General features: G+C 59.5%; 21 protein-coding genes and 1 tRNA gene. 12 read left to right on the top strand and 10 right to left on the bottom strand.

Annotated elements, in window-relative coordinates; all coding sequences use genetic code 11:
* Positions 1-18 precede the first annotated feature (18 nt).
* The 6 genes from V8J84_RS13675 (at position 19) to V8J84_RS13700 (ending at position 6,946) form a co-directional block, all read left to right on the top strand.
* Positions 19-1,131, top strand: a complete 1,113-nt coding sequence (locus V8J84_RS13675; protein WP_339932105.1) for an alpha-hydroxy acid oxidase — start codon at positions 19-21, stop codon at positions 1,129-1,131.
* A gap of 31 nt (positions 1,132-1,162) precedes the next feature.
* On the top strand, positions 1,163-2,053 hold the full coding sequence (locus tag V8J84_RS13680; protein ID WP_339932107.1) for a LysR family transcriptional regulator: 891 nt from the start codon (positions 1,163-1,165) through the stop codon (positions 2,051-2,053).
* 113 nt (positions 2,054-2,166) lie between these two features.
* Entirely contained in the window at positions 2,167-3,618 is a 1,452-nt protein-coding gene (locus V8J84_RS13685; RefSeq protein WP_339932109.1) for an aldehyde dehydrogenase family protein, read from the top strand.
* On the top strand, positions 3,618-4,595 hold the full coding sequence (locus V8J84_RS13690) for a membrane dipeptidase (protein WP_339932111.1): 978 nt from the start codon (positions 3,618-3,620) through the stop codon (positions 4,593-4,595). The genes V8J84_RS13685 and V8J84_RS13690 overlap by 1 nt, the downstream gene beginning before the upstream one ends.
* A 3-nt stretch (positions 4,596-4,598) precedes the next feature.
* On the top strand, positions 4,599-6,305 hold the full coding sequence (locus V8J84_RS13695) for a hypothetical protein (protein WP_339932113.1): 1,707 nt from the start codon (positions 4,599-4,601) through the stop codon (positions 6,303-6,305).
* Positions 6,302-6,946 carry a DUF3726 domain-containing protein gene (locus V8J84_RS13700; RefSeq protein WP_339932115.1) on the top strand — a complete coding sequence of 215 codons (645 nt, stop codon included), beginning with the start codon at positions 6,302-6,304 and terminating at the stop codon, positions 6,944-6,946. The genes V8J84_RS13695 and V8J84_RS13700 overlap by 4 nt, the downstream gene beginning before the upstream one ends.
* A 6-nt stretch (positions 6,947-6,952) precedes the next feature.
* On the opposite strand, the gene V8J84_RS13705 is transcribed toward V8J84_RS13700, so the two are convergent.
* Entirely contained in the window at positions 6,953-8,023 is a 1,071-nt protein-coding gene (locus V8J84_RS13705) for an ABC transporter ATP-binding protein (protein ID WP_339932117.1), read from the bottom strand.
* Position 8,024: 1 nt separating this feature from the next.
* The gene (locus V8J84_RS13710; RefSeq protein WP_339932119.1) at positions 8,025-9,071 is read right to left on the bottom strand and encodes a LacI family DNA-binding transcriptional regulator; all 1,047 of its coding nucleotides are present in this window, start codon (positions 9,069-9,071) and stop codon (positions 8,025-8,027) included.
* 118 nt (positions 9,072-9,189) lie between these two features.
* Here V8J84_RS13710 and V8J84_RS13715 point away from each other — a divergent pair, with 118 nt between their 5' ends.
* From V8J84_RS13715 to malG, 4 genes are all read left to right on the top strand, one after another.
* Positions 9,190-10,812 (top strand): alpha-glucosidase, encoded by a 1,623-nt coding sequence (locus tag V8J84_RS13715; protein ID WP_339932121.1) that lies wholly within the window; start codon positions 9,190-9,192, stop codon positions 10,810-10,812.
* 25 nt (positions 10,813-10,837) lie between these two features.
* The gene (gene malE, locus V8J84_RS13720) at positions 10,838-11,998 is read left to right on the top strand and encodes a maltose/maltodextrin ABC transporter substrate-binding protein MalE (RefSeq protein WP_339932123.1); all 1,161 of its coding nucleotides are present in this window, start codon (positions 10,838-10,840) and stop codon (positions 11,996-11,998) included.
* Between the two features lie 39 nt (positions 11,999-12,037).
* Positions 12,038-13,561 carry a maltose ABC transporter permease MalF gene (gene malF, locus V8J84_RS13725; protein ID WP_339932125.1) on the top strand — a complete coding sequence of 508 codons (1,524 nt, stop codon included), beginning with the start codon at positions 12,038-12,040 and terminating at the stop codon, positions 13,559-13,561.
* A gap of 70 nt (positions 13,562-13,631) precedes the next feature.
* Positions 13,632-14,522: a maltose ABC transporter permease MalG gene (malG, locus tag V8J84_RS13730; RefSeq protein WP_339932127.1), complete on the top strand. Its 891-nt coding sequence runs from the start codon at positions 13,632-13,634 to the stop codon at positions 14,520-14,522.
* On the opposite strand, the gene V8J84_RS13735 is transcribed toward malG, so the two are convergent.
* From V8J84_RS13735 to V8J84_RS13745, 3 genes are all read right to left on the bottom strand, one after another.
* Positions 14,519-15,484, bottom strand: coding sequence for an endonuclease/exonuclease/phosphatase family protein (locus tag V8J84_RS13735; protein ID WP_339932128.1), 966 nt, complete (start codon positions 15,482-15,484; stop codon positions 14,519-14,521). The genes malG and V8J84_RS13735 overlap by 4 nt on opposite strands.
* Positions 15,485-15,616: 132 nt before the next feature.
* Positions 15,617-15,692, bottom strand: a tRNA-Ala gene (locus V8J84_RS13740).
* A gap of 109 nt (positions 15,693-15,801) precedes the next feature.
* Entirely contained in the window at positions 15,802-16,128 is a 327-nt protein-coding gene (locus V8J84_RS13745; protein ID WP_339932130.1) for a TIGR02300 family protein, read from the bottom strand.
* A 139-nt stretch (positions 16,129-16,267) separates the two neighbouring features.
* Here V8J84_RS13745 and V8J84_RS13750 point away from each other — a divergent pair, with 139 nt between their 5' ends.
* Together V8J84_RS13750 and V8J84_RS13755 are read left to right on the top strand one after the other, a co-directional pair.
* On the top strand, positions 16,268-16,954 hold the full coding sequence (locus tag V8J84_RS13750) for a M48 family metallopeptidase (RefSeq protein ID WP_339932132.1): 687 nt from the start codon (positions 16,268-16,270) through the stop codon (positions 16,952-16,954).
* A 31-nt stretch (positions 16,955-16,985) separates the two neighbouring features.
* Entirely contained in the window at positions 16,986-17,630 is a 645-nt protein-coding gene (locus V8J84_RS13755; RefSeq protein ID WP_339932134.1) for a GntR family transcriptional regulator, read from the top strand.
* Here the strand turns inward: V8J84_RS13755 and V8J84_RS13760 are convergent.
* Genes V8J84_RS13760 through V8J84_RS13780 form a run of 5 tightly spaced genes read right to left on the bottom strand, consistent with a single transcriptional unit; the run spans position 17,627 to position 20,403 of the window.
* A complete protein-coding gene (locus V8J84_RS13760; protein WP_339932136.1) occupies positions 17,627-17,917 on the bottom strand; it encodes a hypothetical protein in 291 nt (96 codons plus the stop codon). The genes V8J84_RS13755 and V8J84_RS13760 overlap by 4 nt on opposite strands.
* A gap of 9 nt (positions 17,918-17,926) precedes the next feature.
* Complete coding sequence (gene lpdA / locus V8J84_RS13765; RefSeq protein ID WP_339932138.1) at positions 17,927-19,315, bottom strand: dihydrolipoyl dehydrogenase; 1,389 nt, start codon at positions 19,313-19,315, stop codon at positions 17,927-17,929.
* A 52-nt stretch (positions 19,316-19,367) separates the two neighbouring features.
* Positions 19,368-19,784 carry an MAPEG family protein gene (locus V8J84_RS13770; RefSeq protein ID WP_339932140.1) on the bottom strand — a complete coding sequence of 139 codons (417 nt, stop codon included), beginning with the start codon at positions 19,782-19,784 and terminating at the stop codon, positions 19,368-19,370.
* The gene (locus tag V8J84_RS13775) at positions 19,781-20,017 is read right to left on the bottom strand and encodes a hypothetical protein (RefSeq protein ID WP_339932142.1); all 237 of its coding nucleotides are present in this window, start codon (positions 20,015-20,017) and stop codon (positions 19,781-19,783) included. The genes V8J84_RS13770 and V8J84_RS13775 overlap by 4 nt, the downstream gene beginning before the upstream one ends.
* A complete protein-coding gene (locus tag V8J84_RS13780) occupies positions 20,017-20,403 on the bottom strand; it encodes an MAPEG family protein (RefSeq protein ID WP_339932144.1) in 387 nt (128 codons plus the stop codon). Before V8J84_RS13780 ends, V8J84_RS13775 begins: the two co-directional genes overlap by 1 nt.
* Positions 20,404-20,422: the final 19 nt, after the last annotated feature.

Below are 20,422 nucleotides of genomic sequence, written 5' to 3' on the forward strand. Positions count from 1 at the left end.
GCGAGGCGCGAGGCGTAAATGTCGGCCACCGCCATCCACTCCGCCGCTGATGCCCGTCGATTGGCAAAGCGGCGGCTACCGTGGATGGTGTTCGATTATATCGACGGCTCTGCCGGAAACGAAACAGGGGCGGCGCGCAATCGTACCGCCCTTGATGCCTACACACTCCGCCCGCGTATCCTGCGTGATGTGAGCAATCGCTCCCTTGCCAGCACCTTGTTCGGCGAAGCGACGCAGCGCCCGTTCGGGATTGCCCCGATGGGCATGTGCAACCTCTCTGCACCCCATGCCGATCTGATGCTGGCGCGATTGGCGGCAAAATACCAAATCCCCCACGGCGTTTCGACCGTTGCCTCAACCCCGATGGAAAGGATTATCGAGGTGGCACAGGGCCATGCGTGGTTTCAGCTTTATTTCAGCGGCGACAACTCCGGCTCTTTTAAACTGGTCGCGCGGGCGAAGGCGGCAGGCTACCAAACCCTTGTCGTGACCGTCGACGTGCCGGAAGTAGGACGCCGCCCGCGCGAACTCCGCCATGGCTTCAAAATGCCCTTCAAAATCGGCCCCAAGCAGTTCGTCGACTTCGCCTTACACCCGCGCTGGTCACTCACATCGCTGGCCGCTGGCAAGCCGCAAATGGCGAATTTTGAGATGGACGGCTACGATTTTGACCGCACCGAAAGCCGCGCGCGGGCCACATGGGACACATTGGCCCAACTGCGCGACCTCTGGTCCGGCAATCTGGTGGTCAAAGGCGTGCTGGACGTGGAAGACGCTGTTGCGCTCAAGGCTGCTGGCGTCGACGCAATTCAGGTTTCCAGCCATGGCGCCCGCCAGTTGGAAAGTGCCCCGTCGCCCTTTGCCACACTGCCCGCAATGCGCGCGGCCCTTGGCCCTGATTACCCGATCCTGTTCGACAGCGGACTACGTTCAGGCGAGGACGCGTTGAAAGCACTCGATGCGGGCGCAAACTTTGTCTTCTTTGGCCGCATCCTGCAATTCGCCATGGCCGCAGGCGGTGAGGCCGGATTGCACAAGCTGTGGGAGGTTCTGTCAGACGAGCTTAGCATCGCGATGGCCCAGACCGGTCTGCGTGATCTGGACAGCGCTGGCAAAATCAGCAACGCTTGACTCCAAAGGGGAAACTTCAGGCGGGCTGAATATGGCGATCAAAATCGAGATGCTGAAGTGCTTTGCCCTTGTCGCGCGGCACGGCAGCCTGTCCGAAGCCGCCGCAGCGCTGGGCCGGACCCCGTCGGCCGTTTCAATGATGCTCAAACAATTCGAAGACCATGTGGGCGCCCCGCTTTTTGAAACCTCCCGCAAATCCCATCTGACCCCGCTTGGCGATTTGATATTCAAAGAAGCACAGCGCGAGGTGACACACTTTGAAAACACGATCGAGATGATCGAGGGCCTGTCGCGCGCGCAGGCGGGCTATCTGCGGCTCGCGGTCACGCCATCGGTTGCGAACGCGATCTTGCCAGCGATCATTCTGACATTCGCCAGAACATATCCCGATATTCAGGTGGATATCCGCGACATGGACTCCGCAACCATTGCACAAACTCTGTCACACGATCAGGCCGACATCGGGATCGGGTCTTTGCCGCAAATGGCCGGGATGGACCGGACAGAACTGTTCAGCGACGCATTTGGCGTGGTGTGCCGGAAGGATCACCCTTTGGCCGAAAACTGGGACCAGCTGACATGGGCCGATATGCAGAACCATACGCTGATCGCCAACGGCTTATGCGACCAGATCACCGACCCCGATTTTGCGCCGCTTCTGGCGCGGTCACGTCTTATGGTGCCCAACTCGGCGTCCTTGCTGGGGCTGGTTCGCGAAGGCATCGGGATCACGGTGCTGCCACGCCTTGCCGTTCGGCATGCGCTGCATGAATTTGCCTTTTTGCCGCTGCTTGATGTGACGGCGCGGCGATCGGTTTACATGATCGCCCAATCGCCCCCGTCACAGCTTCCTGCTGCGGCGGCGTTCTGCGGGATCGTACATGACCTGATTGCGTCCGACGCGCTGTCATTGCCCGCATAAATTCAAGCTGGCTGAACAAAACTTCAATCCTTTCTAAATGATTGAAGTTCACGACTGTGATATCGGAATGCCAAAGCGCTGCAAAAGTCGCGCGCAGACAAGGGATGTGCATCATGGCAAACACGCAATTGAACTATATCGCAGGCGAATGGGTCGCTGGCACCAGCGAGGTGGAAAACCGCAACCCGTCCGATCTGACCGACCTTGTGGGCATGTTTGCGCAGGCCTCTGCTGACCAGCTGGATGCCACGCTGGTGCAGGCCAAAATCGCCCAAGCTGAATGGGCCGCCTACGGGATTGAGCGGAAGTACAACGTCCTTATGGCCATCGGGACCGAAATGATGTCCCGCGCCGAAGAACTGGGCACGCTTTTGTCGCGTGAAGAGGGTAAGCCATTGGCGGAAGGCAAAGGCGAGGTGTACCGCGCCGGTCAGTTCTTTACCTACTACGCCGCTGAAACCTTGCGCCAGATGGGCGAGACCGCCGATTCTGTGCGCGACGGGATCGAGATTGACGTGCGCCGCGAACCTGTTGGCGTGGTCGCTGTCATCAGCCCTTGGAATTTCCCAACCGCCACAGCGTCCTGGAAAATCGCACCGGCGCTTTGCTACGGTAACGCCGTGGTCTGGAAGCCCGCAAACATCACCCCGGCCTCCGCTGTCGCACTGGTCGAGATCATTGCAAAGCAGGACATCCCCAAGGGTCTCGTATCTCTCGTGATGGGCGCGGGGGGCGAGATTGGTCAGCGCCTTGTCGAAAGCCCGCAGGTCGGCGCGATCAGCTTCACAGGCTCGGTTCCCGTTGGCAAAGGCATCGCCGCAAGCGCAATCCAGAACCTGACGCGCGTGCAGATGGAAATGGGGTCCAAGAACGCGCTGGCCGTGATGGATGACGCCGATCTTAATCTGGCGGTGTCGCTGGCACTGGGTGGTGCATTTGGCGGCTCTGGTCAGAAATGCACCGCATCGTCGCGCCTGATCGTGCACCGCGCTGTCCACGATGCTTTTGTCGAAAAACTGGTGGCCGGTGCAAAGGCGATGAAGGTTGGCCACGCGCTTGAGGCTGGCACACAGATCGGCCCCGTTGTGTCCGAACAGCAGCTGAACGAGAACCTCGCCTACGTTGATCTGGCCGCACAGGAAGGTGCCGAATTGCTTTGCGGTGGCCAGCGCCTCGAAATGCCGCACGACGGCTACTACATGTCCCCCGGCGTGTTCGTCGGCACCACGAATGATATGCGTATCAACCGCGAGGAAATGTTCGCGCCATTGGCCTGCGTCATCCCCGTGGACAGCTATGAAGAGGCGCTGCACACGGTCAACGATACCAACTTCGGCCTGACATCCGGCATCGTCACTCAAAGCCTTGCGCGGGCCACACACTTCCGCCGCAACGCACAAACTGGTTGCGTCATGGTGAACCTGCCCACCGCTGGCACCGATTACCACGTACCGTTTGGCGGACGCGGTGACAGCTCTTACGGGCCACGCGAACAGGGGCGCACGGCGGCAGAATTCTACACCATCGTCAAAACCGCCTACATCGCATCGGGCAGCCCGTTCTGATGCGGATCGACAATCTTCAGTATGCGAATTGGTCGGAGAAAATCTTTCGCCAGATGCGCGAGGGGGGCGTGGACGCTGTTCACGTCACCATCGCGTATCACGAAAATTTCCGCGAGACCGTGCTGAATTTCGAGGCTTGGAACCGCTGGTTCGAACTCTATCCCGACCTGATAATGAAGGGCCTGTGGGCCAGCGACGTGGATCGCGCAAAGGCCGAAGGCAAAACCGCGATCTTCTTCGGTTTCCAGAACCCCAGCCCGATCGAAGACGACATCGGCCTTGTCGAGATCGTTCACACCCTTGGCGCGCGTTTCATGCAGCTGACCTATAACAACCAGTCGCTTCTGGCGACGGGCTGTTACGAAGATGACGACACAGGCATCACCCGCATGGGCCGCCAAGTGATCAAGGAAATGAACCGCGTGGGGCTGGTGGTCGACATGAGCCACTCTGCCGACCGCTCCACGATTGAAGCCGCTGACCTGTCCCAGCGCCCTATCGCAATCACCCACGCGAACCCTGCCGATTGGCACCCCGCGCGCCGCAACAAATCCGACGATGTGATCCGCGCAGTCACGTCCAACGGCGGCATGCTGGGCTTTTCCGTCTACCCCCATCACCTGAAGGGCGGCACCGATTGCACTCTGCAAGACTTCTGCGAAATGATCGCGCGGACAGCCGACAAATTCGGGACCGAGCACCTCGGCATCGGCACCGACCTTTGTCAGGACCAGCCCGACAGCATTGTCGAATGGATGCGCGTGGGCCGTTGGAGCAAGGAGATCGACTACGGCGAAGGCTCAGCCGCCGCACCCGGTTTTCCCGATATGCCCGGCTGGTTTCAAGATAATCGTCACTTTGACACAATCGAAACCGGTTTGCGCCAGACAGGCATGAACGATGCGGAAGTCGCGGGTATTATGGGCGACAACTGGCACCGTTTCTACGCAGAGAATTTCACACCCAAGGGAGGATAACTGATGGAACAGACGCAGACCAAAGTAGTGTCGCAAGCGCCTTTGCGGTCACCCGAAACCGTCATGCGCCTTGCCCGTCTTGGGTCGTTCCACCAATCCCGTCTGTCCTTCATGCGTATCCTCACCCGCCGAATGGTGCGCGAAAACTGGACCTTCTCGCGTCCTGTTTTCGACATCGACGCAAATGGCGTGGGCCATGCCGTCTACTGCGCCCACACGCCCGACCGCACCTATTCGCTGATCGCTTTCGCCCACGATCTGCCCGCTGAAAAACGATCCGACCGCGTTATTGCAGAGGCTTGGGACAGCACGTTCACGCTGTTTGACGGCATCCCGACAGATGCCGACATAAACCGCTTGCGCGACAACATCCCGTTGCAGGAAGCGGGACGTGTGACCGAAACCGAACTTTCCGTATCCCGCGCCAACCGCTCCGTCCGTCTGTGGGAACACACCGTGTCACGCCTCGCCGCTGGCCAGCAGCCTGACCCGCAGATGATGGCCGATGTCGGCTACCTGATGCGCACCACGGCCGTTTACGGATCGGGCAAGCTGGGGGCCGCTGACCGCGAAATGATTGCTGCACGTCCCGAATGTGCGGCCCCGTTCCAGATCGAGATGCTAAACGTCTTCCTGATCCGCGCCTATGTCCGCGACCTTGTCCAGCACATGGCCCGTGCCCGTGGTGGTGACGCCACCGCAACGCTGGACCCCGCCATCGCTCGCAGCATCGGCATCGGCAATTCCACGGGCCTTGGCATGGCGCCGTTCCTGCTGAACCACCCCGGCCTGCTGCATAATTGGATCGCCGCACGTGAATCCGCGATTGCGCGCGTGCGTGGCCTTGCCACGGCAACGCCGGATGAAGTGGAGACCTTCCGTAATCTGCTGAACAGGTCTGTTGTGTCTGCCGACCTGTGGTCGTCTGATCACGAGATTCAGGTCGCGAAGCTTGCGACCTTACGCGCCGATCTGGCTGCCTTGTCCGATCATGTGGGGCAGGCCGATCTCTTGGAAAATCATCCGTGGGACAGGCTTTTCCAATGGGCGGAAGGTGCGCTTGGCGCAGACGCTCAGGAGTGTCTCGCGTCACTGATGTTGGAACCCTATGGCCATCTGGTCGATGATCTTGCCGATACCATGTCGGACGATGACAGCGCCGGATTTCGTATTGATGGTGCGATGACAGTCGGCCAGATCAACGCCATTTTGCAGCGCGACTACGACTGGGCGTTGAAGATTAATTGGGCCGCGCAAGACAGCTGCGCCCGCGCTTGGTACGTCTCAGCCGAAAAGCTGGAGCCGCGGCTGGGTGAACGGTTTGACGAGCCTATCGCGGACTATGAACAGCCCCTTGCGCCCGGTCGTGATGCCGCCGCACTTCATGCCGCTCTGGCTGGTGCCCCGGCGGATGAGATGATTGCCGCGTTCCTGATGCGCGCGCCCGAACATCGTCACACCGTGCGGCGCGTCCAGATCGCTGACCGCAAACCGTTTGCCGAAATTCGGGACAATACAATCGGATCGGACCTCATGCCAATCGACATGCTGCGCTGCAAGCTGTCGTTCTTCGGGGCCACACATTTTGATCCCCGCTCGGATCGGTGGGTGCGGATTTGCCTGTTTGGCAATGCGCCTTACCCTGATGAACTACAGACGCATGGCACGGATGACTGGCCCTATCCGCCGCTTGACCGCGCTGAGCAATGACACATTCCCTCAACGAGATTGACGCGCTGGCCAAACGCGCGGCGCGTGGCGCGGGGCTGTCGTGGGGTATGGCTGAGGAAGCAGGGCGTGCAGTGCGCTGGCTTGCCGCGCACGATCTTGACGGGATCACAGCGCTTGCTGATGTGTTGCAGACCAACGATGGTCGCCCTACTGCCGACACTGCACCGATTGTGACCACTGGCGCTTGGACATCTCAAAGCGGCCAAATGTGCCCGCTGGCTGCCGGTGCCGCGATGGCCGATCTTGCGGATGCTTTCCCGCCGGAACGCGGCTACGATCTGGCAGGCGTTCAGCACCCGATTTTGATCGTCCCCTTCGCCGCCATGGTTGCCCGTCATCGACAGCACGCGATTAAGGTGGCCTATGACACGGTCCGGCTTGTCACCGACGGCGTTGGCCTGGCGATCATGGACGAAAACGGGCGACGCGACGTGTACGAGGGCCATGTAAAAATCACGTTTACAGACACCCCGCATAGCTACGATCCACCCCGTCAGCGCGGGCGGGTTGCAGCGGACGGATGGGCAAGGCTCAATACGTTTGCGCAGCGCACCTACGCCCCGGCTACGGAAGAGTCGCGCAGGTTGGGGGCAGGGGCCGGACTTGCGGACAACGACTGACGCGGATCAGCTGATCAGCGCGCCCGTGTCCGCATCAAAAACGCAAAGTGCCTGTCCATCAAGACGCAAGTCGATCGACGGCTGATCCATTTCCACGCTGGCCGCGGGCAGGCGGGCCGTGACGGGATTGCCGTTCCAGACAAAGTTGACGTAGGCATCCGCGCCCGTGTTTTCGATCAATGTCGGCGCGACCTGAAGCGCCACATCGCCAGTCTGCACGCTGAAATGCTCCGGGCGGCACCCGATCAACACCTTGGCAGGCTTTTCGGTCGTATCAGCAGGCACCAATGTGCCATCAGCCAGATAGCCGTCAGCCGTGGTTTCGGCGGGCACGATGTTCATCGGCGGCGAGCCCATGAATTCCGCCACAAACGTATTGGCAGGCCGCGCATAAATCTCGGCGGGGGTGCCAATCTGCTGCACATAACCGTCTTTCAGCACGACAATCCGGCTGGCCAGCGTCATCGCCTCGATCTGGTCGTGGGTCACATAGACGATGCTGGCATTGATCCGCTGGTGCAGGCGCTTGATCTCGGCCCGCATTTCAACCCGCAGCTTGGCGTCAAGGTTGGACAACGGTTCGTCGAACAAAAACAGCTTGGGGTCGCGCACCAAAGCGCGCCCCATCGCCACGCGCTGACGCTGACCACCAGACAGCTGCGACGGTTGCCGGTCCAGAAGATGTTCGATCTGCAGCAAGGTCGCCACGTCCATGATCTTGGCATCCATTTCCGCCTTGGGCACCTTGCGGATTTTCATGCCAAAGCCGATATTTTCGCCCACCGTCATCGTCGGATAAAGCGCGTATGACTGGAACACCATTGCGATATCGCGGTCCTTGGGCGGCTCTTGCGTCACGTCGCGCCCGCCAATGTGCAACGTGCCTTTGGTGATCTCCTCCAGCCCCGCGATACAGTTCAGCAACGTGGATTTGCCGCAGCCCGACGGGCCGACCAGCACCAGAAATTCGCCTTCTGCCATCGTCAGGGTGATGTCGTGAAGGACATCGACGGCCCCGTAGGACTTGTTCAGATTATCCGCCTGCAATGCGGGCTGGGGCGTTGTGTCAAAGGCCATGTCAGTTCCTTTCAGCGGGCGCGGGACCGGTTGATCCGCGCAAAATCATTTCGGCGTTTTGCCAGACCTGCAAATCCTTGGCTGGCGTGCCTTTCAGATGGGCAATCATCATGTTGGCCAGCGGTTCACAGGCGTCGCGCAGGGGGGCGCGCGTCACGGTTAGCGCCGGTTCGAAATTACGGGCGCGGGTTAGCGGCGGCGCATCGTCATGTGCCACAACGGACACATCGCGCGGCACGCTTAAACCACGATCCTTCACCGCCTGCATCACGCCAGCGGCAATTACGGTGGAGGCACAAACAAAGGCCGTTGGCCCAGCGGTTGCCAGCAGATCAAGCGCATGGGAATAGGCATGGCTTTGCAAGGCTGCATCGTTGCGGATCAGATCTGCAACCAGACCGCGTGCCTTCATGGCATCCTGAAACCCGGACATGCGGTCGGCGGCAAAGGCGCTGCCCATTTCACCGTTGATCAAGGCAATCCGGCGATGCCCCAGATTGACCAGCAGCTTCACCGCCTGCGCAGATACCGCTTTGTTATCAATCCCGTAAGTTGGATAGGTGGGCTGATCCCTGTCCTGACCATGCATGACAAACGGTATGCCGCGCCCCAGCAGGTAATTGACGCGCGGATCATTGCGCTCCGGCGCGTTCAGGATAAAACCATCCAGAATGTCGCGCTCCAGCAGTTTTGCATAAGCGGCGGTTGGGTCGTTTTCCTGATCGACCGCCAGAACAAGGTCGGTATCGTGATCCGCCAGCGCGGCGGTCAGTCCGGTCAGAATTTCGAAAAAGGTTTCGTCCGCGCTCATGTCCGCTTTGATTTTGACGATCATGCCCACCATGCCGGACCTGCCGGTGACCAGCCTTTGTGCGATGCGATTCGGGCGATATCCCAACCTGTCTGCCACGGCCTGAACGCGGTTGCGGGTTCTGACGTTCACCTCTGGAAACCCGTTCAAAGCACGGCTGACCGTGGCCACCGACAGGCCAAGTTCTGCGCTGATATCCTTGAGCGTTGCCACGGTTTTGCTTCCAAATCGTTTCAATCGAATTGCTATATCGGTTGCATAGCCCCTTTCAAAAATCAACTTTCAATAATCTAAAACGTTTTGAACTTTTAAAACGCTTTGCTAATGTCGCGGCGAATCAAAGGGGGGAAGCTTGATGCGTGAATGGTGGCGGGATGCGGTAATCTATCAGATTTATCCGCGCTCATTTCAGGATGACAGCGGCAATGGTGTTGGCGATCTGGCGGGAATCACGCGGCGCCTGCCGCATGTCGCTGACCTTGGCGCCGATTGCATCTGGCTCTCGCCGATCTTTGCCTCGCCGCAAAAGGACATGGGCTATGACGTGTCCGACTATAAAGCGGTTGATCCGCTGTTCGGCACGCTTGAGGATTTTGACGCGCTGATTGCCCGTGCGCATGAGCTGGGATTGAAGGTGATCGTCGATCAGGTGTTGTCGCACACGTCCGATCAGCATCCGTGGTTCAAGGAAAGCCGCCAGTCCCGCGACAACGACAAGGCCGATTGGTACGTCTGGGCCGATCCGCTGCCCGATGGTAGCCCGCCGACCAACTGGCACAGCCACTTCGGCGGCCCCGCCTGGGAATTTGATCCGTCCCGCGGCCAGTATTACCAGCACAACTTCCTTACCTCCCAGCCCGACCTGAACTTCCACAACCCGCTTGTGGTCGAGGCGGCTTTGGACACCTGCAAGTTCTGGCTTGAGCGTGGTCTGGACGGGTTCCGCCTTGATACCGTGAACTACTATTTCCACGACAAGAAACTGCGGTCCAACCCTGCCGCGCAGGCCGCACCACAGGTCATGGCGACCGATCTTTATGGGATGCAGGACAATATCTACAACAAGAACCAGCCGGAAAATCTGGCGTTTCTTGAACAGCTTCGCACGCTGACCGATCAGTACGACGACATCATGATGGTGGGCGAAGTGGGCGACATGGGCAGCCGCGCGATCAAGCTGATGGGCCAATACACCCAAGGCACAGACCGTCTGCACATGGCCTACAGCTTTGCCATGCTTGGCCCCGACTTCAGCGCCGATCACTTCCGGTCCTGCATCGAGGGCTTCCAGCAAGGCGCGCCCGAAGGTCACCCGAAATGGTCGTTCAGCAACCACGATGTGCCCCGCCATGTGACGCGCTGGGGTGAACATGCGGTGGATGATGACAGCATGGCCCGCTTTGCCTGCGCGATGATCATGTCGTTTGAAGGCACCATCGGCATCTATCAGGGTGAAGAGCTTGGCCAGCTTGAGACCGAGATGGAATTTGACGAACTGACAGACCCACCAGCGATCCGGTTCTGGCCCAAGGTCAAAGGCCGCGACGGTTGCCGCACGCCGATGGTCTGGGAACATGACCAGCCCAACGCCGGCTTCTCCACGGGCAAGCCATGGCTGCCCGTGAAAGAGCCTCAGATTGCCAACAGCGTTGACCTACAAACAGGCGACGACAGCAGCATCCTGCACTTCTACCGCGACACCATCGCATTCCGCAAAGCGACCCCCGCGTTGCGCCACGGCACCACCAAGTTCATCGACCTGCCAGAGCCGCTCTTGGCGTTTCACCGCCGCGCGGATGACGAGGTGCTTGCCTGCGTGTTCAACCTGTCCAAGGATGAACACAACCTGACGCTGCAAGGGGATGCCACGCTGACTGGCCGTCACAACGCCACGCTTGACGGGAAAACGCTGACGCTGCCGGGTAACGGCTTTGCTTATCTCGCGCATGACGGCACGCTCAAGATCAAAACCAAATAGACGACGATCCTAGGGAGGAAAGACTATGAAAAAGACACTGACACTGACGGCCTTGCTGCTTGGCACAGCCATGCCCGCCGCCGCGTTCGAAGACGGCGTGCTGACCATCTGGACAGGTGCCAACCGCGACAAAGACGCGCTGCTTGAGGCCACCGCTGGCTTTACCGAGGACCTTGGCATCGAAGTGGTTGTCGAAGTTGTGGATCCCGATCTGCCGCAGAAATTCCAGCAGGCCGCAGCCACCGGCGATGGTCCCGATATCGTGCTTTGGGCGCATGACCGCTTTGGCGAATGGGCCAATGGTGGCCTGATCCAGCCGGTTTCGCCCTCTGCCGCCTGGACCGATGGTGTTCTGCCAACAGCGATGGACGCGGTGCAATTCGGCGGCAACACATGGGGTTACCCCATGTCTGTTGAGGCCGTGACCCTGATCTACAACAAAGACCTTGTCGCCACGCCCCCCGCATCGTTTGAAGAAATCGCCGAAGCCGATATCGAAGGCCAGAAGATCCTCTGGGATTACAACAACACCTATTTCACCATGCCAATGCTGATGGCGGGCGGCGGTTACGCGTTCCAGAAAGTTGACGGCACCTATGACGGCACGACCACCGGCGTTAATACCGATGGCGCGATTGCGGGTGCAACCGTGCTCAAGTCGCTGTTTGACGATGGCGTCATGCCCCAAGGCGTTGATTACGGCGTCATGGACGGTGCGATGAACAACGGCGAAGTTGCGATGGTGCTGAACGGCCCATGGGCGTGGGGTGCATTTGCCGAGTCCGGGATCAACGTAGGCGTGGCCCCAATCCCCACTGTGAATGGTGAGGTTTCCCCACCTTTCCTTGGCGTGCAGGCGCTGGGCATCAATGCCGCATCCCCGAATGCAGACCTCGCGGTTGAGCTGATCGAGAACTATCTGGCCACCGACGAAGGTCTGGCCGTGTGGAACGCGAACAACGCGCTGGGCGCATTGGCCGACAGCTCTGCCGCCGTGGCCCAAGACAACGCGCTGGTCACAGACATGCTGGCCGTGGCCGCCAACGGTGTGCCAATGCCGTCGAACCCTGAAATGGGCGCGTTCTGGGCCGCCATGGGCCCTGCGCTGACCAACATCACATCGGGCACGTCCAGCCCCGAAGATGCGCTGAACGATGCGGCTGCCCGCATCCTTGGCGAACAGTAAGAGATCGGCGGGCGGCACGCGCTGCCGCCCGCATTTCCCATGACCCTCACCGCTGATCACCACGACACACCGTCGCCGCTGCCCCGCTTGCTGGGCACGGGCGCTGTCTGTGTCGTGCTGCTTGCCGGTGCGTTTTACCTTTACGTGTTGGCGCAGCCTGTCTTTGGCGCAATCCTGCTGGCGCTGGCCGTTGGTGTGGCGATCGTCTTTGGCACGTCACGCTTTTATGGCGCGCGTTTTATCTTTCCGGGCATAGCGGCCGTCCTGATCTTCATCGCCTTTCCGGTGCTTTATACGATCTACATCGGCTTCACGAACTACTCGTCCTTCAACCTGCTGACCTATGAACGCACGGTCGAGGTTCTCACGTCCCGCGGCACGATTGATCCCGCGACCGAGCAACCCTTTGCCGTCGCCGCCGAAGGTGACGCCTACCGCATCTGGCTGCCCGACAGCGGCCTACTGTCAGAGCCCGTCACGCTGACCGAGGAAGCCACCGCAACCATCGCGCCCGCATCCGAACCCGCCGATCTGCTGGAACGCCGCGCCGCGATCCAGCTGCGCAGCGGGCTGCAAACGCTCACCCTTGTCACGCCCGACGGCAACACGATCCAGAACGCGGGCCTGCGCACCTTTGCCTCTGTGGTGCCGGACTACGTGCAAACCGGCCCAGATACGCTCACCGCCGCTGACGGCACGATCCTGACCGCGAACCACGACACGGGTTTCTTCGAGGACGAGGCGGGCGAGGCTGTCCCCCCGGGCTGGCGCGTTAACATCGGTTGGGACAACTTCACCCGCGTGTTCCAGTCCGAAGGTATCCGCGAGCCGATGGTCTCGATTTTCATCTGGACCTTTGTGTTCGCAACACTGTCCGTCGTGCTGACGTTTTCGGTCGGCCTGCTGCTGGCCGTGATCCTGCAATGGGAGCACCTGCGGTTCAAAACGCTCTACCGTATCCTGCTGATCCTGCCTTACGCCGTGCCAGGGTTCATTTCGATCCTCGTGTTTCGTGGCCTGTTCAATCAGAACTTTGGTGAAATAAACCTGATCCTTGAGGCCTTGTTCGGCATCCGTCCCAACTGGTTCACCGACGGCAATCTGGCCCGCGCGATGGTGCTGATCGTGAACACTTGGCTGGGTTATCCTTACATGATGCTGCTCGCCATGGGCTTCCTGCAATCGGTGCCGGAAGATCACAAGAAAGCCGCAGCACTCGAAGGCGCCAGCGCCCTGCGCGTGTTCTTTACGATCACCTTGCCGCAGATTATTCCGCCGTTCCTGCCGCTGCTGATCGCGGCCTTTGCGTTCAACTTCAACAACCTCGTGCTGATCTTCCTGCTCACACGTGGCCTGCCGGATATCCCCGGCACGGTGATCCCTGCGGGCGAAACCGATATCCTTGCGTCCTTCACCTACCGCCTTGCGTTCGACAACGCGGGCCAGCAATTCGGCCTTGCGGGGGCGATCACGTTGCTGATCTTTGTGGTGGTCGCTGCCATTTCCTACGCCAACTTCGTCGCGATGCGGCGGGCGGCTGACAAAAGATCGGGGCGGGCATGAGTGTTTTATCGGTGCACGCACGGTGCACGCCCAGTGCACGCAAATCACACAGCCGTTTCGGGGGTCAAACATGATCGTAGAACGCCCACGCGACCTACTCGTGAAAAAGATACTCGCCCACGGATTCATGATCTTTTTCTTGCTGCTGATCCTGTTCCCCTTCGCTATGGTGCTGTCAATCTCGTTTCGCGAGGGCAACTTCTCTGTCGGCTCCATCATCCCCGAAAACCCCACGCTGGAACACTGGTGGCTGGCCTTCGGTTTTGATTACACGCGCGCCGACGGGACGGTGGTTGAACCGCCCTATCCGGTGCTGTTGTGGATGTGGAACTCGATCAAAATCGGCCTGATCGCGGGCATCGGCGTTCTCGCCATCGCGACCATAAGTGCTTATGCCTTCAGCAGAATTCGGATCAAAGGCAAGGGCGCGATGCTGGACGGCTTGTTCCTGATCCAGATGTTCCCCACCACACTGGCCCTCGTCGCGATCTACGCCATTTTCGACGCGCTGGGAGAGGTGACACCTATCCTTGGCCTCAACAGTCACGTGGCCCTTGTCCTGATCTATCTAGCGGGTGTCACGCTGCACATCTGGACGATCAAAGGCTACTTTGACAGCATCGACACCGCGCTGGACAAAGCAGCAGCGATTGATGGCGCAACACCTTGGCAAGCATTCCGGTTTATCTTCCTGCCACTGGCCGTGCCGATCATGTCGGTTGTGTTCGTTCTGTCGTTTATCGGCTTCATTAACGATTACCCCATCGCCTCTGTCCTTATCCGGTCAGAGGATCAAATGACGCTTGCCGTGGGCAGCCGTCTGTACCTGAACGAGTTCAAGTATCTCTGGGGTGATTTCGCCGCTGCCGCGATCCTGTCGGGTCTGCCGATCACAGTGGTCTTTCTGATCGCCCAGAAATACCTCGTGTCAGGTCTGAGCGATGGTGCGGTAAAGGGCTAGTCGGCCTTTACGCTGATCACGGCGATCATTGGGAAGTGGTCCGATCCCACGTCCTCAAGCCGGTCATACGTGATCAGATCAAGCCCTTGGGTCACGTAAAGCTGGTCGATGGGAAAGCGCATCCACCACGACTGCGCGTCAAAGCTTGGCAGCATGCCGCGCCCGATCCGCGGGTCCAGAAACTCGCCGTATTCCTTGAACTTTTCTGACGTGCGCGACCAGGCCACATCGTTGAAGTCGCCCATTGCCACAACCGGCAGGATGGAGCGGTCGGCCATAATGGCGGCACGCCGAATTTGCGCGTCACGTTCGTCAGTGTTCTGTCCAGGAACAGGCGGGCGCGGATGCAGGCCGACGAAATAAAAGCTGCCCGTCGGGGCTTTCAGTTCGGCCAGCACACTGGGCGTTTCATCTTCGGACAAAAAGACAGTCTGCGCGGTGACAGTCTCGAGATTCGTTGCAAAGACAGCGCCGTAGTAATTATCAAGCGGGTGACGGATCACCGTGTCATACCGCGCAAGCTGCGGCTCAAGCCAGTCGATCCATTTCTGATCGGTCTCCATCAGGAACAGAACATCGGGTTCTTCGCGTTCAATCAATGCTTGAAGCCGCGTCGGGTCGTCGTTTTCCATCAGCACATTCGACGACAGAAGTTTGACCTGATCTTCTGCCGGAACATTTTCCGCCAGTGCGATCTCTTGCGTGGCAAGCGATGTGTAAGGGTATATGCGATATAGCTGGTAAACTAGGCACCCCAACAAAAGAACGCAGGTGATGGCCACGCTAGGGCGCATCACGCCAAACCCGATCAGGATCGTGACAGCAGCCACAATCGCGATATGGATGCGTGGAAAATCCCAACCCCTGATCCACCACTGGACGCTATCGGTCAGCGGGGCGAGCGTGGTGAACAGCACAAATGCCGCGACAAGCCAGAACAGGAACAGGAATACAGCAGTCATTGAACGTCACGCTCCTTTTCGCGCGGCAGCATTATCTTACGGCCATGGGTTTCCCAAGCACTACCGAATTAATGCCCACAGCGAAACCAAGTTCCGCAGGATCGCGATTATCATGGAATACCTGGAAAATTTTGGTGGAGCCTAGCGGGATCGAACCGCTGACCTCCTGCATGCCATGCAGGCGCTCTCCCAGCTGAGCTAAGGCCCCATCAGTGGCGGTGTCTGACCGCCGGGATTGCAGCTTGCGCTGCGTGCTGCGTTCTATGCAGCGGACAGGGCGAGATCAAGTGAAAAATCCCGCCCGTGTCCCGAAATAATCAGTCGTCGTCGTTGGTCGTGACGTCGGCGATTTCGTCAAGGCTGACGGTATCGTCGTCGTCATCATCGTCCAGAACGTCATCGCCCAGATCGACGTCGTCGTCGCTGTCGTCATCGTCCAGCACCAGATCGTCCTCGGCTTCGGCGTCTTTGGCTTTCTTGGACTGCGCGTCTTCTGCATCGGCGACCATCGTGCGGGTCTTGGATGTGTCGACTGCAACCTCGTTGCCGGTGTAGGGGCTGATGATCGGGTTGGCGTTCAGGTCATAAAAACGCTTGCCGGTTTCGGGGCAAAGGCGCTTGGTGCCCCACTCTTCCTTAGGCATTGTCTTTTCCTTCAAATCTTGGCCCATCGAATCTGGGCGTGTCTGTCGGGCAGACACTTGCGGTGGATCGTCGCCAACTGCCATAAGCGTTACATGGTGTCAAAGGCTTTGGCACGGCTCTGAAGACGGAAATGCGGATATGGGCGTTCATGTCCTTGATGGCAACCCCCCGATCACGGTGACACTGCGGCGTAACAAGCGCGCCAAGCGGCTGTCGTTGCGTGTGTCGCGACTGGACGGGCGTGTAGCGCTGACACTGCCGCAACGCACGCCAGAGCGCGAGGCTGTAGCTTTTTTGCGCGACCGCGAGGGTTGGTTGCGGGGGCATCTGTCACAGGTGCAGCCGGTCAATGTGGTTGGTATTGGCGGCAGCGTCTTGCTGCGCGGCGAATCTGTGCCGATCGTGGGCGGTGACGTGAAACGCGCGCGCCTGTCAGACGGGTATCTTGTGGTGCCGCATGACGGTGCGGCGGGGCCGCGTGTGCAGGCGTTCCTGAAGCTCGCCGCCCGTGATGCCTTGGCGGAGGCGTCAGACCGCTATGCGGCGGCGTTGGGCCGCTCCTATAGCCGCCTGTCGATCCGCGACACCCGTTCGCGCTGGGGCTCGTGTTCGTCCAAGGGCGTGCTGATGTATTCGTGGCGCTTAATCATGGCACCGCCCGCCGTGCTAGATTACGTTACCGCCCATGAAGTTGCCCATTTGGCCGAGATGAACCATTCGCCTGCATTCTGGGCCGTGGTTGAGCGATTGTTCCCAGATCACCAGCCGCACCGGAAATGGTTGAAAGACAACGGTGACCTGTTGCACCGCGTGCAATTCGATTGACGCCTGCGGGCTGTGTGATCACAAATGGCGCATGCTACCGCTTCGCCCCACCGACACGACATCCGCCCACGAACGGGTCTATCGCGCCCTGCGCACGCAGATCATGCACGGCGTCGTCACCCCCGGTGAGGCGCTGACGCTGCGCGGCATCGGTAAGCAGTTTGATGTGTCCATGACCCCAGCCCGCGAGGCTGTGCGCCGTTTGGTCGCTGAAGGCGCGCTGTCGCTTTCATCCTCAGGTCGCGTGACGGCACCGGCGCTATCAAACGAACGGATTGAGGAACTGGCCAGCCTGCGTGCCATGCTAGAGCCTGAACTGGCCAGCCGCGCCCTGCCGCGTGCGCATTTCGCGCTCATCGAGAGGCTGGAGACAATCAATAACAGCGTCAGTCAGATGATCGCGCGGCATGATGCGATTGGCTATATCCGCGTGAACCTTGAATTCCACCGCACGCTCTATCTGCGCGCCCAAGCGCCTGCGATGCTGGCGATGACAGAGACAGTGTGGCTGCAACTTGGCCCCACCATGCGCGCGCTTTACGGGCGTCTGAACCGGACAGAGCCGCCGCATAACCACAAGTTGATTATTGCGGCCCTGAAGGCCGGTGATGATCCCAGCTTGCGGCTTGCTGTGCGGTCGGATGCGACGCAGGGTTTGCGGATGTTGAAGAACTAGAACTTGATGTCGTGCTTGGCCGCGAACCAGATAAAAAGCGGCGTTTCGATCACCATCAGGGTCAGCACTGAAAAGAAGAACCAGTTTGTGTCAAACACGATCAGGCTGAACGCAATGTCCGATCCCCAATACAGCAACCCCGCCAAAAACAGCGCCGCCCCGCTGATCACCGCATCCCGCCACATGATGGCGGGCATCGTTTTTTCGGACAATGCGGGGTAGGCGACCAGATAGCCAAAGGCCATCAGGACGCCGTTGATGATCAGGATCGTCAGTTCCGGCGACATGGGCGCGCCTTACATGTGGATCGCGCCGTCGCCGCAGGCCAGTGCCGCCTCGCGCACCGCTTCGGAATAGGTCGGGTGGGCGTGGCAGGTGCGGGCCAGATCCTCGGCGGCGGCACCAAATTCCATCGCCACGCAAACCTCGTGGATCAGGTCGCCAGCCATCGGGCCGATGATATGCGCGCCCAAGATACGGTCAGTTTCCTTGTCCGCGATGATTTTGACAAACCCGTCGGCGGCAAAATTGGCCTTCGCACGGCCATTGCCCATAAAGCTGAATTTTCCGACCTTATAGGCGCGGCCCTCGTCTTTCAGCTGCTCTTCGGTTTTGCCGACATTGGCGACCTCGGGGTGGGTGTAGATCACGCCGGGGATTACACCGTAGTTGACGTGCGGATGTTGACCGGCCAGCCCTTCGGCTACCGCCATGCCTTCATCCTCGGCCTTATGCGCCAGCATCGGTCCATCAATGGCGTCACCGATGGCGTAAATGCCGTCGATGTTGGTTTTGTAGTGATCGTCGGTTTTGATCTGGCCGCGCTCGGACATTTCGACGCCCAACTCCTCAAGGCCAAGTCCTGTGGTGTAAGGTTTGCGGCCTGTGGCCACCAGCACGGTATCAGCGGTGATCGTGTCCTCGCTGTCATCCTTGCGCATTTTGAAGGTGACCTTGGCCTTGTTGTTCTTGACCTCAACCCCCTGCACGGCCGCACCCAGTTTGAAGCTGAGGCCTTGCTTGGTCAGCAACTTCTGGAATGTGCGGGACACTTCCGCGTCCATGCCCGGTGTGATGCCGTCAAGGTATTCGATCACGGTCACTTCGGACCCCAGACGCGCGTAAACCGACCCCAGCTCAAGCCCGATGACGCCTGCGCCGATCACGACCATCGTCTTTGGGATTTTGCCCAGTTTCAGCGCGCCTTCGGATGTCACAACTGTCTTTTCGTCCACCTCAATCCCTGGCAGGGACGACGGCTCTGACCCGGTTGCGACCACGATGTGCTTGGCCTCGTGCACCTCGTCACCGACTTTGACCTTGCCCGCCTCGGGGATCGTGGCCCAGCCTTTGAGCCAGTCGATCTTGTTCTTTTTCATCAGGAATTCGACACCACCAGTGTTCTGGCCGATGACGGTATCCTTGTAGTCCAGCATCTGCTTCCAATCGACCGACGGAGCCTTCCCCTTGAGGCCCATGGCGGCAAAGTTATGTTCCGCCTCGTGCAGCATCTCGGTGGCGTGCAGCAGCGCCTTGGACGGGATGCAGCCGATGTTCAGGCAGGTGCCTCCCAATGTGTCACGCCCTTCGACGATGGCTGTCTTCAGGCCAAGCTGCGCACAGCGGATCGCACCGACATAGCCGCCGGGGCCGCTTCCGATCATGATGACGTCATAGCTGGACATGGGTGTCTCCTTCAGAGGGGTATCGGCCTAAGTTTGATTTTGGCCAAGTGTGTCAGAATAAAAGGGCGGAAAGCAACATCAGCATCGTTGCCATAAAACCTATGAACCAGATGAGCGACCGCCAAGGTGCCCAGCCGAAATAGTAGGCAGGTATGTAAAGGACGCGGGCGGCCAGATAGGCCCACGCGCAATAGGCAGAAAACGCGGTCGCTTTATCGCCAAGCACCACGACCAAAACGGCGATGGTGAACAGGATCAACGCCTCGAAATGGTTGTTCATGGCGCGGGCAAGGCGGCCTGTCTTGGTGCTCAGCTGTTCCAGCATCGTCTTCCCGCCCAACCGTTCGGGATCGCGGGGGGACGCGGTTTTGCCGGTGCCCAGTTCGATATTGGCAGGCACGGCCATCAGAACGAACTGCAAGCCTTGCAGCAAACCTGCGAGGGCAAGAACGGTCAATTCAGGGGTCATGCGCGCGTGTCCTTGATGACGGTCTGGCAGGTGTTGCAGGTAATCGTCCCCTGCCATGTATCGCGGGATTGCGTTGTCTCAACCGTGAACAGATCGGTGGATTTGGGATCGAATTGCTTACGCCAGTCATCACCGTTGCGATCTGGACTCAAATTGACGCCCACGATCCAATGCACATCCTCGCGCGTGCCGCATGACGGGCAAAGGTATGTTTTAGGATCGCGGTAGGCCATCAGATCAGCGGCAAAAGCATCATCACAAGACCACCGATTGACGCAAACCACGCCACGCTGCGCACCAGCGGAATACCGGAGGCGTAGGCGGGGATATAAGCCACCCGCGCCCAGAACCAGATCGCGGCCCCCAAGGCAGTGGTCACGTCCGCACTCCCTGTGAGGTTCAACATCAGCGCCAGCGCGATGAAGGCGGGGTAGGTTTGCAGGTAATTGTGCAAAGCCCGCTCGATCCGGCCAGCGATTTCGTTCTGATCCCGCTTTTCGTCCTGCGGACCAAGCGCCCAACCAAGACCCTTGGACAGGTCCGAGAACGTGGCCTGCACGATGACGTGCACGAGCAGAAGAATGACGGAATAGGTGAGGTACGTCAGTTCTGGGGTCATAGCGAGTGTCCTTTGAAGG

The organism is Yoonia sp. 208BN28-4, from assembly GCF_037543925.1.
Classification (GTDB): Bacteria; Pseudomonadota; Alphaproteobacteria; order Rhodobacterales; family Rhodobacteraceae; genus Yoonia.

Bases quoted from the DNA above. Each gene is read 5' to 3' on its own strand.
- malF (WP_339932125.1), top strand. From the start codon at position 12,038: ATGACCCTCACCGCTGATCACCACGACACACCGTCGCCGCTGCCCCGC.
- malE (WP_339932123.1), top strand. From the start codon at position 10,838: ATGAAAAAGACACTGACACTGACGGCCTTGCTGCTTGGCACAGCCATG.
- V8J84_RS13695 (WP_339932113.1), top strand. From the start codon at position 4,599: ATGGAACAGACGCAGACCAAAGTAGTGTCGCAAGCGCCTTTGCGGTCA.
- V8J84_RS13680 (WP_339932107.1), top strand. From the start codon at position 1,163: ATGGCGATCAAAATCGAGATGCTGAAGTGCTTTGCCCTTGTCGCGCGG.
- V8J84_RS13760 (WP_339932136.1), bottom strand. From the start codon at position 17,917: ATGTCGCCGGAACTGACGATCCTGATCATCAACGGCGTCCTGATGGCC.
- V8J84_RS13775 (WP_339932142.1), bottom strand. From the start codon at position 20,017: ATGGCCTACCGCGATCCTAAAACATACCTTTGCCCGTCATGCGGCACG.
- lpdA (WP_339932138.1), bottom strand. From the start codon at position 19,315: ATGTCCAGCTATGACGTCATCATGATCGGAAGCGGCCCCGGCGGCTAT.
- V8J84_RS13745 (WP_339932130.1), bottom strand. From the start codon at position 16,128: ATGCCTAAGGAAGAGTGGGGCACCAAGCGCCTTTGCCCCGAAACCGGC.
- V8J84_RS13755 (WP_339932134.1), top strand. From the start codon at position 16,986: ATGCTACCGCTTCGCCCCACCGACACGACATCCGCCCACGAACGGGTC.
- V8J84_RS13700 (WP_339932115.1), top strand. From the start codon at position 6,302: ATGACACATTCCCTCAACGAGATTGACGCGCTGGCCAAACGCGCGGCG.
- V8J84_RS13735 (WP_339932128.1), bottom strand. From the start codon at position 15,484: ATGACTGCTGTATTCCTGTTCCTGTTCTGGCTTGTCGCGGCATTTGTG.
- malG (WP_339932127.1), top strand. From the start codon at position 13,632: ATGATCGTAGAACGCCCACGCGACCTACTCGTGAAAAAGATACTCGCC.
- V8J84_RS13690 (WP_339932111.1), top strand. From the start codon at position 3,618: ATGCGGATCGACAATCTTCAGTATGCGAATTGGTCGGAGAAAATCTTT.
- V8J84_RS13675 (WP_339932105.1), top strand. From the start codon at position 19: ATGTCGGCCACCGCCATCCACTCCGCCGCTGATGCCCGTCGATTGGCA.
- V8J84_RS13770 (WP_339932140.1), bottom strand. From the start codon at position 19,784: ATGACCCCTGAATTGACCGTTCTTGCCCTCGCAGGTTTGCTGCAAGGC.
- V8J84_RS13750 (WP_339932132.1), top strand. From the start codon at position 16,268: ATGGGCGTTCATGTCCTTGATGGCAACCCCCCGATCACGGTGACACTG.
- V8J84_RS13780 (WP_339932144.1), bottom strand. From the start codon at position 20,403: ATGACCCCAGAACTGACGTACCTCACCTATTCCGTCATTCTTCTGCTC.
- V8J84_RS13715 (WP_339932121.1), top strand. From the start codon at position 9,190: ATGCGTGAATGGTGGCGGGATGCGGTAATCTATCAGATTTATCCGCGC.
- V8J84_RS13685 (WP_339932109.1), top strand. From the start codon at position 2,167: ATGGCAAACACGCAATTGAACTATATCGCAGGCGAATGGGTCGCTGGC.
- V8J84_RS13705 (WP_339932117.1), bottom strand. From the start codon at position 8,023: ATGGCCTTTGACACAACGCCCCAGCCCGCATTGCAGGCGGATAATCTG.